Consider the following 16993-nt stretch of genomic DNA (forward strand, 5'->3'; position numbering starts at 1 on the left):
CATTTTCCTTATTTAGTTTTATTATTTTATTTTTTAATTGGCGTTACATTTCTTGCCTTGGAAAGGTCCGCTTTTGTTATAATTTCTGATTCATTAAAATTGACTATTCCGTCACTGTTTTTGCTTCGTGCATTATTCTGGCTGTCAACCGCAGCTTTTAATCCTTTAATGAAATTATTCTTCTGAGTTTTTGAAAGTCCGTCGGTCCCAATATACAGGTTGTATTCGCCTTCTCTTCCCAATCCGCTCTGTTTATAAATTTCAAGATTTTTAACCTTGCTTTGCTTTTGGAACTTTGCCAAATAATCCATGACAGGCTTATCAGAAGGAGTTCCGCAACATACACTTGCGTATCCGATCTGGAGATAGTTGTCACTTTTCTGTGCAAAGAATAATGTGCATCCGAAAATTGCTATTGTTAATACTACTTTTTTCATTTTGATGGTTTTAAAATTAAGCTTAAATTTTTACTTATTAAAATAATCCCAGACCGACTTTGAAATATCTGAAATCATTTTGCAGTTCACTGCATCCGTTTCCATTGAGTTACTGACAAATACAGCTATTGCATAATGCTTGCCATTGGGTAAAGTAATGATACCGATTTCGTTTTCTGCACCCGTCAGACCCGCATTATTCTTTCCGGAAGCTCCCGTTTTTCTTGCCACGGGCGTATTTTCCGGAAGTTGCTCAATTAATTTATTTTTTCCTGTAGAAGTGGACCATAGAACTTTCATCAGATAATCTGTAGATTTTTTAGAAAGTAATTTTCCGTCATAAAATTTTTTGAGGACGTCGGTAGCAGAACATGCTGTGCTGTAATTTTGATACTGAATATTCCAGTCTTTATGCATTTCCGCTTCGTTGTATTTAATCTGGAACCCTTTTACTCCCTTTACATCCATAAACTTCTGAACGGTTTGCGTTCCGCCCAATAATTTCAGCATAATATCGCAGCCGTTGTTATCACTTTTGGCAACGGTATATTCAAGAATTTCACTCAAAGGAATTTCTACGCCTCCGTTGGGATATTTCTCTCGAAGCGGCGACCATGTGTTTTCTAATAAATTGGTTTTGTCTAATAAAACTTTTTGATGCAAAGAAAGTTTCCCTTTATCGACATAATCAAGAACAGTTGCTGCAATATGAAATTTAAAGACACTCTGCATCGGAAGTTTCTTGTCTGCATTTTTATTGTATTTAAAACCATTTTCAAAGCCCAGAACGGAAATTCCGACTGTTGCATTTTTATCTTTGATGATTGAATTGATTTTTTTATCTAAAATTGATTCCTGTGCAAATGTGAATGCTGAGATCAAAAGAAATAGTAACCCTGTTTTTTTCATAATATTTTTTAATTTCTTGACTGAAGATAAACCTGCTTAATCTTTTTTACCGCAAAAGAAAGAAAAGTTTTGAGTAGTATAATTTAAAGCTTATCATTAAATAAGGTTAAAAAGAACCCTTAAGTTTTAAAAATCTTTGATTTTTATTCTTTTGAAAGTTTTATTTTTTTTCTCTTTTGCGGTTAAATAAAGTTAAAAAGAAATCCCTCTTAGAAGCTAAAAGGGATTTGCAATTTAAGATTTTTTCTTATTTCAATTCTAAATATTTAAGATTCACACCGTCGTTTTCAAAATAAATACGGATTTTGTTCTCTCCTTTTTTAAGATTAATTCCTTTTGCAGAAACGGTTTTCCAGTTTTCATTTCCTCCTGTCGAAGGTAATGGAACTGTCGCGAGCTCTTTTCCGGAAGCATCTTCAATCCTAATTTTTGCCGGAGAATTACTCGCATAATTAATGTCTAAAGTATAAGATTTTTCAGTTTTAGCATTGATCGTGTACTTAAGCCATTCTCCGGTTTCTGTTTTTCCTACGTAATATTGATTGTCTGCGGTTTTATAGATGTCAACGCCATCATTTCTCAGCTGATTTCCGGAATTCCATTCAGATCTTTTTTCCGGGTCACTTACCCAGAGATTGACAAAATCTTTATCAAGATAGGCTGAGCCTATTCTCCCTAAATCATAATCTGTTGCAGCAATTTTTCCGGGAGCCTGAAGATTTTTAAAAGGTTTTGTTGAAGAATCGTTTGTCTGCCTGAACATCGCATCAATAACATCATTTTTTATCTCCACATTACTGAACTTATAATTGTCTGCAATCTGCATTAAAGCTTTTCGTACGAATTCTTTTGATGGTTTTTCGCCACCATTTTTCCAGTAATCCAAGAGCTTCTGATATTCCGGAGTGATTTTTACGTTGGTAATTCCTGCAATATTGTCGATTTTTTTCATCGGCCAGAATGCGTAACCAATGTTGTGCTTATCCAAAAGCTGAATAAGTTCCGTGAACCAAACGTTTGAATTTTCTCCCGTTTCTCCCAACCAGATCGGAATATTATGTTTTTCACGAAGATCCAATGCAAACTTAATAGTGGCATCATCCGTATAATTCCAGTATTTATGAAAGCTGAAGACCATATTGTCATCCCAAAGTGGAGTCAGTCCGTTATAATTATTTCCCCAGCCGTTTCCTTCAAGAATAATGATGTGCTTTTTGTCAACGGTACGGATGGCATCCGTGATATCTTTCTGTAGTTTCCATAAAGGAGCGTTCGACATTTCATCGGTTCCGTTCGGATTTTTTCCTGTGAAATTAATGTTAGGTTCGTTAATGAGATCATACCCTCCGATCCATGGCTCATCTTTATACCTTTCTGCTAATTTTTTCCAGAGAGCGATGGTTTTCTTTTGATTTTCCTCACTTTCCCAAAGAGATGGCTTGGACTTGTCGTTGTCGGAAATATTCACATCATTTCCCTGCCCGCCGGGGGCTGCGTGCAAGTCGAGGATCAGATACATTTCGTTGTCGGCACACCATTTTAGGAGGTCGTCTGTCATTTCAAATCCTTCTTCCAGCCACGTATTTTGTCCTTTCTTAGGTTCTTTTTCGATAGGTAACGTATAAAGATTGTAGTGCATTGGAAGCCTGATTGAATTGAATCCTGCTTTCTTCAGAAAATCAATATCCTGTTTGGTGATTCCATTTTTGAGATAAGCTTTATAAAACTCGTTCATTCCGTCTTCACCGGTAAGCTCAGCAATTTTTTCTTTGATTTTATATTGCGGACCTGCAAAATCTGCCGTTTTCAGCATATATCCTTCCTGAAGCATCCATCCTCCAAGACCGAGGCCTCTTAATTGTATATTTTCACCTTTGTCATTAACGATCTTTTGTCCGTTCGTTTTTAAAAGCTGTGATGTCCCAAATTGAGACAATAAAAAAGCGGATAATAGGATGGCTCGTTTCATACTTATTTTAATTATTTAAATATTATGGGATTATTTGAGAATCGTTATTTGATAATGACAAATATATTTAAAATTTATTGAATAGAATTCAAAAAGTTCCGCAGGATGAAAATTCTGGATTGCACCAAAATAAAAAGAGACTGTTTAGATGTAAACAGTCTCTTTTCGTATTATTGTTGTCTGAATTATTTCTTCTTGTAAGCAGCGTCTTTAATTCTCGCTTTTTTACCTCTAAGATCTCTGAAGTAGTAGATTCTTGATCTTCTAACTTTACCTCTTCTGTCAACTTCAATTTTCTGAAGAGCCGGCATGTTAATAGGGAATACTCTTTCTACACCCACATCACCAGACATTTTTCTGATCGTGAAAGTTTTTGTAGAACCAGTACCTCTTAATTGGATAACTGTTCCTTTGAAGAACTGAGTTCTTGTTTTTTGACCTTCTTTAATCTCGTAGTAAACAGTGATTGTATCACCCGCTTTGAATTCAGGGAATTCTTTTTTTGTAATGTACTTGTCTTGTACGTACTTTAATAAATCCATTATTAATTAAAATAAAATGTTTAAAAGCTAAGCAACTTACACGGACTTCGTCAGAGGTTGAATAACAGGCTGCAAATATACAAATCATTTTTCAAATATTCCAAATAAATTAATATTAAATATAATGAAACAGTAAAGAAAATTTCCGGGATAAAATTAATATTTCCTTGAAGTTATCATCAGATACAGTTTACATGAGTATTCTACTTTTGCGCGGTGATAAAGCTCTTCATAAGCTTTTTAATTATCAAATATAATTTAAAACATTTACTATAAAACTGTACTACTCATGAAAAAACTGCTATTCTTTTTTTGCTTTGCCGTCCAGATGGCATTCGGGCAGAGTCTGTATCCTTATTTACAGAATCCGACACCCACCTCAATGATTGTTAATTGGAAAACTTCATCCAATAACGAAACGACTGTTTTTTACGGAACAAATCCGGTCAATCTTAACGTGACATTTACCGGAACTACCAATATCTTCTCGGATACGGGATACAACAACAATTATTATTACCACACAGCGAAGATCACCAATCTGCAGCCGAACACAAAATATTACTATAAAATAAAAACCGGCAGCAGCGAATCTGCAGTTTACAATTTCAGAACACTTCCGTTACCGGGCCAGCCGGTCACTGCTAACGGTAAAATACGTTTTCTGATCATGGGAGATAACCAGATCAAAGCAGAACCAAGATATGATACTTTAACTTTAAACGCTTACAAAAAGCTGAAAGAAAAGTTCGGCCCGGATTCGGATCCTTCTGATAATATTGCGCTCACTTTCATGGTGGGAGATCAGGTGGATGTAGGAACACTTGACCATTATGAAAATGTGCATTTTAAAAAGAATATTAATTTATCTCCTTATCTGCCGATACAGACCACGGTCGGAAATCATGAAACTTATGGGACCCTCGGAATGAATTCATATTACGCTCATTTTTATATTGATGAGATAAAATACAAAAACATCACTTCGGGGAATGAGAATTATTATGCTCAACAGGCGGGAAATGTTCTATTTATAAGCTTAAGCTCAGAGCATACAGGATCAGCGCAGATGACCTGGCTTCAGCAGATTCTTAACGAAGCCAATAATGATTCTACCGTAGACTGGATCATTTCTTTGAGTCACAGGCCCTATCAGGCTGAGCAATATGTTGGCGATATTTCAACCTGGGTGAGAAATAATGCAGTTCCGCTTCTGACGACTTCTTCAAAATATTTAATGCATGTAGGAGCGCATCATCATTTATATCACAGAGGTCAGCTGAAAAATACCCCGAACTATCAGATCATTTCCGGTGGTGTTGCCTGGGATCAGTATTGGGGAATGTCTACGGAGCAGGATTTTGATGATGTTCAGAAAACATTAACGGATTGGACCTACCAGATTGTTGAAGTTGATGTGAATACAGGAAAGGTGGATGTAGAATCCTATTCAATCGGAGGCGTTTATCATAAAAAATATAATGAACTCATTGATACTTTCCACAGATATAAAAATCAGCCGAAACCTGCAAAGCCTTTGATTTCAAATACATTTACCGCGCCGGTTACTTTACCTTTGACATTGAACGGAAGCGCATTTTCAAGCACAAACGGAGAATTGTTAAATACAACGCAGTTCCTTATTAGTAAAGCGGCAGATTTTTCTGTAATTGAAAAAGAATTGTACAGAGATTACGAAAACTGGTTTGGCAAAGACGGAAACGGAACTCCTGATCTCACAAAGAATCTTAATGCAGGTGTTGATATCACAAAAGCAACCATTGCTGCAAATTCAATTACAAACGGAACGTATTACGTGAAAGTTCGTTACAGAGACAGAAATTTAGAGTGGAGCGACTGGAGCGATCCGAAACAATTCGAGGTTACAGGAAGTGTTGTATCGAATCCAACATTTACACTGGATAAAACCGAATACACACAAAATGAACCAATCGTTGCAACGTTCACAGACGGGCCTGGGAACAATCAGGATTGGGTAGGAATTTACAAAAAAGGTCAGAATCCCACTGCAGTAACTTCCCAGGCGTATGTTTATACCAACGGGCAGACGGCAGGAACAGCAACTTTCCCGAACGGAATCGCCACTAAAGGTCAGTATTTTGCAGGTTTTTTTGCCAATAACGGCTATACGGAAATTACACCAAGAAAAAGTTTTTATGTAGGCCCGAAAGTCGTATTAACTACTACGGCTGATATTTATCCTGTGGGTGGAACGGTGACTGTTAATTTCTCAAATGGGCCAAATTTGACAAAAGACTGGATCGGCATCTACAAAATGGGACATACTCCCGGAAATGTAAATTCTACACAATGGAGCTATGTGACAACAGCTTCCGGAAGCCTTAATTTCACAGGTCTTGCGAAAGGATATTATTATGCACAGTATTTTCTGGAAGACGGATATACCACGGTAGGAGAGAAAGTTTTCTTCAAAGTCGGAGATATTGTAACAGAACTCTGGACCAATAAACCGGTATATACTTTAGGAGAAAATATTACCGCGTCATGGACGGATTCTCCGGGAATCATCAAAGACTGGCTGGGAATTTACCCTCAAAGCGTTACGGTTCCGGATGATAATTTTGTTTCTTATACTTATTTTGATGGCGTTACTCAGGGAACAAAAACTATTCAGGGAACGGCAGTTCCGGCAACACCGGGGAATTATTACATGGTGATGTTTACCAATGATTCTTATACTGAAGTTTCAAACAGGGTTCAGTTTCAGGTAACCGGATCAACATTAGGAACAGAAGAAACAAAAAGTACAGAGAAAAATGTAGTATTGTATCCGAATCCAACAAAACCGGGCGAGCCGACATTTATTAAAAGTGATTATCCTATTGAAAAAATAGAATTGCTTTCAGCAAACGGAGATTTGCTATATGAATCAAAAAATGTTAATAACCAACGTTTTTCTTTGGTTAATGAAAATCTTCCGAAAGGAATCTATTTTGTAAAAGTTCATACCCGTAAATTATTTACATTAAAATTGATTATTCAATAATCGAGAGATTCCCGAGACGATTAGTTAGGATTGAATGCAAATTTACCATATTAAAAGTATCCGGAAAGAGTCCCGCAGGGACGGTCTATATCAGGATTGGATGTCAGTCCAATCTTATATGTATTAAAGAAATTAATTTCACATTTAATCAAAAAAGAAGCGGCAAAAATTTTTAATTTTTGCCGCTTTATATTATTCATCCGTAGATTTCAATGCCCACGCAATAAGCGGAGCCTGCATGAAAAGCCTTGCAAATCGCTGATTATCCGTATTCAGTCCGAAAGAATCTCTTCTGTTTTTATATTGTGCGATATTTCCGGGAAGAACGGCAGCAAAGAATCCGGCTATAATTTTCCCCATTGTTTTGCGGTATTTCTTGGGTGTTGCAATGACTGCTGTTCCTAATGCTATTTCAGCAATTCCTGAATAAACAACCGTATCATCTTTGTCCAGAGGAACCCATTCAGGGACCTGGGCCTGAAACTCTTTCCTCGCAAAAGTGAGATGTCCTATTCCTGCTGTTATAAGAAATGCACCTAAGGCAATTCTTGAAATGTTTTTAGCTTCCATAATAATAAATTTAATATGATAAAAAGGTGTAGCATATCTTAACCAAAATTCAGACCATGATAAATCATTGTCTGATAAGACGTATTAATGCAGTATGCTAAATCCTTGGCTGTTTCTTTCTGATATGAGAAAAAGTATTAAATTTAGGCCAACAGAAAAATCTAATATTTCATGATAGATAAAAGAGTAAAAAATGCAAAGGAAGCCATTGATGGCATTACAGATGGAATGACATTGATGCTGGGCGGGTTTGGGCTTTGCGGTATTCCTGAGAATTCAATTAATGCCTTGGTAGAGAGTAATGTAAAAGATCTTACATGTATTTCAAACAATGCCGGAGTAGACGATTTTGGATTGGGATTGCTGTTGAAAAAACGACAGATCAAAAAAATGATTTCTTCTTACGTTGGAGAAAATGCAGAGTTTGAAAGACAGATGCTTTCCGGCGAACTTGAAGTTGAGCTTACTCCACAGGGAACTTTAGCGGAAAAATGCAGAGCAGCACAGGCGGGAATTCCTGCTTTCTATACACCGGCAGGTTTCGGAACTGAAGTGGCAGAAGGAAAGGAAGTAAAAGATTTTGACGGGAAACCTCATATCCTGGAGCATGCATTCAAAGCAGATTTTTCCATTGTAAAAGCCTGGAAAGGGGATCATGCAGGTAACCTTATCTTTAAAGGATCGGCAAGGAATTTTAATCATCCAATGGCTGGTGCAGGAAAAATCACCATTGCAGAAGTGGAAGAATTGGTTGAACCGGGAGAGCTGGATCCTAATCAGATACACATTCCGGGAATTATGATCCAGAGAATTTTCAAGGGTGAAAAATTTGAAAAAAGAATAGAACAGCGTACCGTAAGAAAGAGAGATCATTAATAAAGATGATAATTGCTGAAAAATTTGCCTTTTAAATGTAAAGCAATTTACTATTTACATCTTACGTATTTTGGGTTAAAAAAAACAGGTCAATTCCAGATTGACTCATTAAACAAATTTTCAAATTATTACCATGTTAAGTAAAGAAGATATAGCAAAACGTATTTCAAAAGAAGTGAAAGACGGATATTATGTAAACCTTGGAATCGGAATCCCGACTTTAGTTGCCAATTACGTCCCGGAAAATCTCAACGTAGAATTCCAGAGTGAAAACGGAGTGTTGGGAATGGGGCCATTTCCCTACGAAGGCGAAGAAGACGCGGATATTATCAATGCCGGAAAACAGACAATTACTATATTAGATGGAGGGTCGTTCTTCGATTCTGCATTCAGTTTCGGGATGATCAGAAGCAAAAAAGTAGACCTTACCATTCTCGGAGCCATGGAAGTTTCCGAAAACGGAGATATTGCCAACTGGAAAATACCCGGAAAAATGGTGAAAGGAATGGGCGGCGCGATGGATCTCGTAGCTTCTGCGGAAAATATTATCGTTGCCATGATGCACGTTAACAAAGCCGGAGAAAGCAAAATTCTGAAAAAGTGTACGCTTCCTTTAACGGGGGTCAACTGCGTAAAAAGAGTGGTAACGGAACTGGCGGTATTGGATGTCACTCCTTCCGGATTCAAACTGGTTGAAAGAGCTCCGGGAGTTTCCGTAGAACATATTATAAAATCAACAGAAGCTGATCTGATTATTGAAGGAGAAATTCCTGAAATGCAGTTTTAAATAAAAACAAAAGCTGTTTCAAAGAAAAATTGAAACAGCTTTTTTTAGAAAAAGTATTATATTCTTAAAGTTCAATCATGAAGATGTGATATTCAATGTGTTTTTAGAATAGAAATTTAAACCCGAAAGATAATGTAGAAATTGCATTTCCGTTGGGTCCGAGTACTGCCTTGTTGTAATCCGGCGTTACCGTAGCTACGTGGGCTAATGAAAAATCTGTTGTTTTAATATCTTTTGTTGTTCCCGGATAATTTTTAATCGTTGTATAAGAGAGATTGGCCAGATTATAAGAGAATTCTACCGTAAAATGTTTTGTCAGCACATAATCTAAACCTCCTGATAAAGCCAGTCCGATCTGGTTTACTTTGATATCGCTGTCCGGTACGGATTGTCCATTTGCTGTTACTTTTGTTTTCCCTGAAATGATGGGAACCGCAAGTTGTCCGAAGAAAAATAACCCCCCATGGATGTTCCAGTATTTTCTTGCGAGAGGCTCCACTACTAGCAGATTGGTTTTTAAAGTAACATTGTCGGCAAACTGATTGGTCGATTTTACTCCAATATTCCCTACAGCAACTCCTACAGCAGTAGACGGACCTATAAAATACCCGGCAAGAGGCAAAATTGTTGTGCTGGACGATTTACCGTTTTCTGAGCCGTCATTTGTACTTTGATAACCGATTTGAGCTGTAGCAAACCAGGTCCCTTTTAAACCTTCCTGTTTTGTTTGAGCGTTGCATAATCCCATTATTACCACAAAACTGGTTAATAATAATTTTCTCATAGTTCCTAGATTTTGTTTGTTTAACGAGATCAAATTTACTTTGGTTTAACATTTTTTGTGATGGTTTTTCAATGACATTTGTCACTTTTGATATTTATCATTTCTGTTAAAAAATAAAAATTTTGTTTTTAAATTTACAGTAGATTAGGTGTGTGTTTTAGTAAATATTAAAATTATACTATTGTATTTTGAATTATTTTCATTGGTTTGTTTGTATAGTGAACCAAAGATTTTCCATATCCGGATTTCTAAATGCAGATTAATGTTTTTACAAAATTTTCTATGAATATTAAATCATTTTTAACTTTTCAGAAATTAGTATATTAGCCCTAATATTAAACTCATAAAATGCAGCGGTTTTTACTGATATTTTCTATATTATTTTCGGCATTCTTTTGCTCTCAGACCAGATTAAACCTTATTCCTTATCCACAAAAGGTTGAATTTCTGAAAGGAGAATTTATTATTCCTCAAAATTTTAAGCTTGATGAAAAGCTTCCTAAAAAAGAAACAGAATACTTTAAAAAGCGGGTTGGAGGAACCTATAAATTCAGTTCCGTAAAAAAAGATGCTCATATCGTTAATACTCTGCTTCTTTCACAGCAAGGTGCCGATCAGCAAAAAGAAAAATATTCAATTAATATTTCACCAAAAAGAATTGAAATAAGATCAAACAGCGATCAGGGATATTTTCTGGCTTTGCAAACTCTCATTCAGTTAATAGAACAGTATAAAATCGCCGGAAAAATTCCCGCCATGAATATTGAAGACGAACCAAAATTCGCCTGGCGTGGAATGCACCTCGATGTTTGCCGTCATTTTTTCACAGTGGATGAGGTTAAACAATATATTGATTATCTGGCGATGTATAAATTGAATACGTTTCACTGGCATTTGACAGATGATCAGGGTTGGAGAATTGAAATTAAAAAGTACCCGAAATTAACGCAAATTGGTTCAAAACGTAAAGAATCCATGATCGGAGCGTATGTTGACAATACCTTCGACGGAAAATCTTACGGACCTTATTTTTATACTCAGGAACAGATAAAAGATGTTGTGAAATATGCTACGGAAAGGCATGTAATCATTGTTCCGGAAATCGAAATGCCGGGCCATGCATTGGCTGCGCTTTCTGCTTATCCTCAGCTTGCTTGTACAAAAGGACCATTCGAGCCAGCTACGAAATGGGGCGTTTTTGATGATGTTTTTTGTCCGAAGGACGAAACTTTTCAGTTTTTAGAAAATGTTTTAGATGAAGTCATCGCACTTTTTCCTTCAAAATATATTCACATCGGAGGCGACGAATGTCCCAAAACAAGATGGAAAGAATGTCTTCACTGTCAGGAATTAATAAAGAAAAATAATCTCAAGGATGAACATGGTTTACAAAGCTATTTTATTCACAGGATTGAAAAATATGTCAATTCAAAAGGAAGAAAAATCATCGGCTGGGACGAAATTCTGGAAGGTGGTTTGGCACCAAATGCAGCGGTCATGAGCTGGACGGGAATTAAAGGCGGGGTTGAAGCTGCAAAATCAAGCCATTTTGCCGTAATGACCCCCGGGTCTTACTGTTATTTCGATCATTATCAGGGAGATCCTGCGACTGAACCCAATGCTTTCGGAGGTTTTACACCTTTGGATAAAGTATATTCTTACAACCCAATTCCTGAAGAATTAAATGCTGATGAGGCAAAATATATTTTAGGCGTTCAGGCTAATCTCTGGACAGAATATATTCTTGATTTTAAACAGGTTCAGTATATGATTTTTCCCAGATTATTTGCACTTTCGGAAGTAGGATGGGGAACCTCGGATCCTAAAAATTATAAAGAATTTGAAGGCAGGGTCATCAACGAATTCAAAACGTTGGATAAAATGGGCGTGAAGTATGCGAAAAGTATTTATAATGTTTCAGGGAAAGTAATTTCCGGTAATAATGGTGTTGCTTATGAGCTTTCCACTTCTCAAGATCCAAATGGAATCCGTTATACGTTGGACGGAACTGATCCTACGGTAAATTCTCCGTCTTATCAAAAACCTGTTCCTGTTTCAAAATCATTAACGATAAAATCTGCTTATTTTGAAAATGGAGAACTGAAAAGTGCCATTTCATCACAGACTTTTACGATATCAAAAACCACTGGAAAAAAGATAATACTTGAAGAGCAGCCAAGCGAAAATTATTCTTTCGGAGGAGCTTTTACTTTAATTGATGGGATTATCGGAAACCCAAGACAACTAGGGAAAACCTGGCTGGGCTTTCAGGGAAAAGACGTTGTGGCTACGATTGATTTTGGACAGAAAATTTCTTTTTCAGAGGTTTATTTTAATACGTTGGATAATAAAGGAAGCTGGATTCATTTTGCAAAATCCGCTCAGGTTTTTGTTTCAGATAACGGAACTGATTTTAAGATGGTAAAAGAAATCGGAAAAGGTGAAATCCTTTCTGCCAAGGGAAAAATCAGGTTAAATGCAGGAAATCAGAATTCAAAATATGTAAAAATAAAAATCGAAAATGCAGGAATTATTCCGGCCGGAAATCCCGGTGCCGATTCAAAAGCCTGGCTTTTTGTCGATGAAATCGGAGCAAACTAAATAACCTCAACCTTAAAGACATATGAACTCACGCAGAAAATTTATAAAAAATACAGCCATCGCATCGTCCGCATTATTGTTGAATCCTCTCGATCTTTTCGGCAAAAAATCACCTGAAAACGACAACAAAATAATCAATAAGCCTATTGTTATTTCTACCTGGAATTTCGGATTGAAAGCCAATGAAGAAGCCTGGACCATTTTAGGAAAAGGAGGCAGAGCTTTAGACGCAGTGGAAAAAGGTGTACGGCTTGTAGAAGATGATCCTAATGAAAGAAGTGTTGGGTACGGCGGGCGTCCTGACAGAGACGGAAGAGTAACGCTGGATGCCTGCATCATGGATGAAAATTACAACATTGGTTCAGTAGCCTGCCTGGAAAATATTAAAAATCCGATTTCTGTAGCCAGAGCAGTAATGGAAAAAACACCGCATGTAATGCTGGTTGGGGATGGAGCTTTGCAGTTTGCGGTTTCCCAGGGTTTTAAAAAAGAAAATCTTCTGACTCCAGAATCAGAAAAAGAATGGAAAGATTGGCTTAAAGACAGTAAATATCAGCCGATTGTCAATATTGAAAATCACGATACTATCGGCATGATCGCAATGGATGCTCAGGGAAATCTTTCCGGGGCATGCACCACCAGCGGAATGGCATTCAAAATGCACGGAAGAGTAGGAGATTCGCCAATCATCGGAGCTGGATTATTTGTGGATAATGAAGTCGGAGCGGCAACGGCTACAGGTCATGGGGAAGAAGTGATCAGAACTGTCGGAACCCATTTAGTAGTGGAATTAATGAGACAGGGCAGAAACCCGCAGCAGGCTTGTAAAGAAGCGGTGGAAAGAATTGTACAGATTACCAAAAGAAGAAACAAAAATCTGAAAGATATTCAGGTGGGTTTTATTGCGATTAATAAAAAAGGGGAATATGGCTCGTATTGTATTCAGGACGGATTCAATTTTGCCGTTTACGACCAGAAAGGTAACCGTCTGGAAAAACCCGGATTTGCTCTAAAATAATTTTATAGAAATTAGAAATTAGAAATTAGAAATTAGAAATTAGAAATTAGAAATTAGAAATTAATTTTGCTAAACCTAAACCTAAACCTAAACCTAAACCTAAAATGTCCAACATAGAAATAGCCTGCTTTAACCCGGAATCAGCCATCATTGCATTTGAAAACGGGGCCGACCGCATAGAATTGTGCGACGGATTAAGCGAAGGCGGAACTACTCCAAATTTTGAAACGGTAAGGCAACTTCGGGAAAAGATCAACATTCCTATTTTTGTGATGATACGTCCTCGTGGCGGAAACTTTACGTATTCGGGGATAGAATTTGAGGAAATGAAATCAGATTTGATTCAATTAAAATCTTTACATGTTGACGGTTTCGTTTTTGGAATTTTAAATGGAAATGATGAGGTCAATGTAGAGCAGAATAAGGAATTGGTTGAACTGGCAAAACCTTACCCCTGCACGTTTCACCGCGCATTCGACAGAGCCAGAGATCTGGAAGATTCATTAGAAAAAGTGATCGAATGTGGATTTAAAACAATCCTTACTTCCGGGCAGAAACCGAATGTTTCGGAAGGGAAAGAAAACCTGAAAAAATTGGTGGAGTTGTCAGATGGAAGAATCGAAATTCTTATTGGTGGCGGGCTTCGATCCACAAATATTGAAAAAATTAGAAATTTCACCAAAGCAAATTATTTTCATTCTTCTGCGATTACTGATGGTGGTGCTTTTGCCAGTGCGGACGAGATTATTGCTTTAAAAAGTAAATAAGTATATTATACAGATTGTCATTCTGAAAGAATCTAAACAATAGTATTAAAAGATTTATTTTCTGAGAAGCCTTACAGTCTGTGAAAATAGTTTAAAAAACGAAAAAGTAATTTCAATAAAAAAATAAGCTTTCTTTCAACCATTTAGATCCTTCCAGGATGACAAATTCAACGTTTAAAAATTTCATTAAATTAAATACACCCATTAATGAACAAAATTCTACTTTTTTCCTTCCTATTTATTCAGCTTTTCATTAGCGCACAATTTTCTGAGCGAAATTTATCGTCTGAAAAATGGCAATTTAAAAATGCAAAAGAAACAAAATGGATGTCCGCAACGGTGCCGGGAACTGTTCATTTGGATTTAATGAAGAACAGCGTGATTCCCGATCCGTATAAAGACGAAAATGAGAAAAAAGTGCAGTGGGTAGAAAATGAAGACTGGGATTATCAGACGAAATTTACAATTTCTTCAAAAGAACTGCAGAACGAAAATATTGATCTTATATTTCTTGGTTTAGATACATTTTCCGAAATATATTTAAATGGAAAGCTGTTGAAAAAGACAGACAATATGTTCCGGAAATGGACTATTCCGGTTAAGAAATATGTAAAAACAGGCGAAAATTTTTTACAGATTAAATTCAAATCTTCCGTAAATGCCGGAAAAGAATTAGCACAAAAAGTTCCTTTTATTACACCCGAATCACCAAGAAGTTTTGTGAGAAAAGCACAATATCAATTCGGTTGGGACTGGGGACCAAGACTGGTAACAGCAGGAATCTGGAAGGATGTAAAACTGGAATATTGGAATCTGGTGAAATTTGAAAACATTAAAATAGAACAGAAAAAACTAACGTCAACAAGAGCGGATTTAAATATTTATACAGAAATTTTTGTTGATGGAGAAGGTAAATACAACATTTCAGTCAACGGTAAATCTCAGGAATTTACTTTAAAAAAAGGATTAAATACCCTATCAATTCCTTATCATATCAACAACCCAAAACTTTGGCAGCCTAATGGATGGGGAGAACAAAATTTGTATGATGTGAAAATTTCTTTACAGAAAAATTCAAAAATCATTGACGAAAAATCAGAATATATTGGGCTGAGAACCGTTGAACTGATTCAGGAAAAAGATGCCAAAGGAAAGTCTTTTTATTTTAAAGTGAATGGAAAACCAATGTACGCCAAAGGAACGAATTGGATTCCTGGTGACAGTTTTTACCCGAGAATGACAAAAGAAAAATACAGGAAACTCATCAAAGACTGTAAAGATGCCAATATGAATATGATTCGCGTTTGGGGAGGTGGGATTTATGAAGATGATGAATTCTACAAAGCTTGCGATGAAAATGGAATTTTGGTCTGGCAGGATTTTATGTTTGCAGGAAGCTTCTATCCGGCTGATGAAGACTTTCAGGAAAACGTTGAACTGGAAGTGAAAGATCAGATTGAAAGACTTCAGAATCATCCATCGTTGGCTTTATGGTGCGGAAACAATGAAGTCGATGAAGCAATTGTCAACTGGGGATATCAGAAACAATTTAAGTATTCAAAAGAAGACTCGGTGCAGGTTTGGAAAGATTATAAGAAAATTTTTCATGAAGTCATTCCGAATGCGATTAAAAAATATGCTGCAAAAGGTAAAGATATTTACTGGCCCAGCTCACCGTCTATCGGTTGGGGACACACAGAAAGTTTAACCGAGGGAGATTCCCACTACTGGGGAGTCTGGTGGGGCGAGCAGCCGTTTGAAATATATAATGAAAAAGTTCCGCGCTTCGCTTCTGAATATGGTTTTCAGGGAATGCCGACCCTGGAAACTATGAAATCCATGTTTTCAGGTAAGCCTGATTTGAATGTACAGAACGGAACCATCAAAGCACACGAAAAACATGTAAGAGGTTGGGAAATTATCGACAATTATATGAAACGGGATTATAAAGTTCCGACAGATTTTGTGGAATACAATTATGTCTCTCAACTGCTGCAAGCTCGCGGAATGCAGATTGCTATTGAAGCTCACCGTCGTGCAAAACCTTACAATATGGGAACTTTGTACTGGCAGCTGAATGATTGCTGGCCGGTGGTATCATGGTCGTCGATTGATTACCTGGGAAGTTGGAAAGCCTTGCATTACCAAGTGAAAAGAAGCTTTGAAAATCAGGTGATTTTACCGGAGGAGAAAGACGAGGTTTTAAACATTTATGTAATTAATGATAAATTGAAAACATTCGAGAATGCATCATTAGATTTTGATATCATGACCTTGAATGGTGAGAAAAAAGGTTCAGGAGGAAAGGCAGATACCAAAACTTTGGAATCCAACGGAGTGCTGAAATTTGATTCTTTTTCGTTGGAAGAAATCATAGGAGATGCAGACAGAAATGAAATTTTTTTACATTTAATGTTAAAAGACAAAGAAAATAATATTATAACAGAAAGCAATTATTTCTTCTCAAAGCCAAAAGATTTAAAGCTTACAAAGCCAAATATTAAGATTAAGAAAATCTCGGTTACTGAAATCGAAGTTTCCACGGATGTGTTGGCGAAAGATGTGTATTTGATTGGTGATGTACATTTCAGCGACAATTTTTTTGATTTACTTCCCGGAACTTCAAAGAGAATTAAACTTTCAAAACCTCTGGAAAAAATTGAGGTAATGAGCCTCTGGGATACAATGAATCCGTAAATTTGCAT

General features: G+C 36.7%; 13 protein-coding genes. 7 read left to right on the forward strand and 6 right to left on the reverse strand.

Going from position 1 to position 16993, the window contains the following annotated elements; genetic code table 11:
* Window positions 1–26: 26 nt before the first annotated feature.
* From ACWNCI_RS02465 to rplS, 4 genes are all read right to left on the reverse strand, one after another.
* Window positions 27–437, reverse strand: coding sequence for a hypothetical protein (locus tag ACWNCI_RS02465; RefSeq protein WP_449387052.1), 411 nt, complete (start codon window positions 435–437; stop codon window positions 27–29).
* 30 nt (window positions 438–467) lie between these two features.
* Window positions 468–1346, reverse strand: coding sequence for a CGA/CIA family class A beta-lactamase (gene bla-A / locus ACWNCI_RS02470; protein ID WP_449387053.1), 879 nt, complete (start codon window positions 1344–1346; stop codon window positions 468–470).
* A 247-nt stretch (window positions 1347–1593) separates the two neighbouring features.
* A complete protein-coding gene (locus tag ACWNCI_RS02475; protein ID WP_449387054.1) occupies window positions 1594–3315 on the reverse strand; it encodes a cellulase family glycosylhydrolase in 1722 nt (573 codons plus the stop codon).
* 185 nt (window positions 3316–3500) lie between these two features.
* Complete coding sequence (gene rplS / locus ACWNCI_RS02480; protein WP_007846341.1) at window positions 3501–3857, reverse strand: 50S ribosomal protein L19; 357 nt, start codon at window positions 3855–3857, stop codon at window positions 3501–3503.
* Window positions 3858–4146: 289 nt separating this feature from the next.
* Here rplS and ACWNCI_RS02485 point away from each other — a divergent pair, with 289 nt between their 5' ends.
* Window positions 4147–6885, forward strand: coding sequence for a fibronectin type III domain-containing protein (locus ACWNCI_RS02485; protein ID WP_449387055.1), 2739 nt, complete (start codon window positions 4147–4149; stop codon window positions 6883–6885).
* 192 nt (window positions 6886–7077) lie between these two features.
* Here the strand turns inward: ACWNCI_RS02485 and ACWNCI_RS02490 are convergent, their stop codons facing one another.
* The gene (locus ACWNCI_RS02490) at window positions 7078–7455 is read right to left on the reverse strand and encodes a DoxX family protein (RefSeq protein WP_346985673.1); all 378 of its coding nucleotides are present in this window, start codon (window positions 7453–7455) and stop codon (window positions 7078–7080) included.
* Between the two features lie 171 nt (window positions 7456–7626).
* On the opposite strand from ACWNCI_RS02490, the gene ACWNCI_RS02495 reads away from it, so the two are divergent.
* Together ACWNCI_RS02495 and ACWNCI_RS02500 are read left to right on the forward strand one after the other, a co-directional pair.
* On the forward strand, window positions 7627–8331 hold the full coding sequence (locus ACWNCI_RS02495) for a CoA transferase subunit A (protein WP_449387056.1): 705 nt from the start codon (window positions 7627–7629) through the stop codon (window positions 8329–8331).
* A 133-nt stretch (window positions 8332–8464) separates the two neighbouring features.
* Window positions 8465–9118: a CoA transferase subunit B gene (locus tag ACWNCI_RS02500; RefSeq protein WP_449387057.1), complete on the forward strand. Its 654-nt coding sequence runs from the start codon at window positions 8465–8467 to the stop codon at window positions 9116–9118.
* 103 nt (window positions 9119–9221) lie between these two features.
* On the opposite strand, the gene ACWNCI_RS02505 is transcribed toward ACWNCI_RS02500, so the two are convergent.
* On the reverse strand, window positions 9222–9902 hold the full coding sequence (locus ACWNCI_RS02505; protein ID WP_346985671.1) for an outer membrane beta-barrel protein: 681 nt from the start codon (window positions 9900–9902) through the stop codon (window positions 9222–9224).
* Between the two features lie 348 nt (window positions 9903–10250).
* On the opposite strand from ACWNCI_RS02505, the gene ACWNCI_RS02510 reads away from it, so the two are divergent.
* The 4 genes from ACWNCI_RS02510 (at window position 10251) to ACWNCI_RS02525 (ending at window position 16985) form a co-directional block, all read left to right on the forward strand.
* Entirely contained in the window at window positions 10251–12503 is a 2253-nt protein-coding gene (locus tag ACWNCI_RS02510; RefSeq protein WP_449387058.1) for a family 20 glycosylhydrolase, read from the forward strand.
* Between the two features lie 22 nt (window positions 12504–12525).
* Complete coding sequence (locus tag ACWNCI_RS02515) at window positions 12526–13521, forward strand: isoaspartyl peptidase/L-asparaginase family protein (protein ID WP_449387059.1); 996 nt, start codon at window positions 12526–12528, stop codon at window positions 13519–13521.
* Window positions 13522–13625: 104 nt separating this feature from the next.
* On the forward strand, window positions 13626–14288 hold the full coding sequence (locus ACWNCI_RS02520; protein WP_449387060.1) for a copper homeostasis protein CutC: 663 nt from the start codon (window positions 13626–13628) through the stop codon (window positions 14286–14288).
* 207 nt (window positions 14289–14495) lie between these two features.
* Window positions 14496–16985, forward strand: a complete 2490-nt coding sequence (locus tag ACWNCI_RS02525; RefSeq protein WP_449387061.1) for a beta-mannosidase — start codon at window positions 14496–14498, stop codon at window positions 16983–16985.
* The last annotated feature ends 8 nt before the right edge of the window (window positions 16986–16993 follow it).

This window comes from Chryseobacterium lineare (assembly GCF_977014045.1).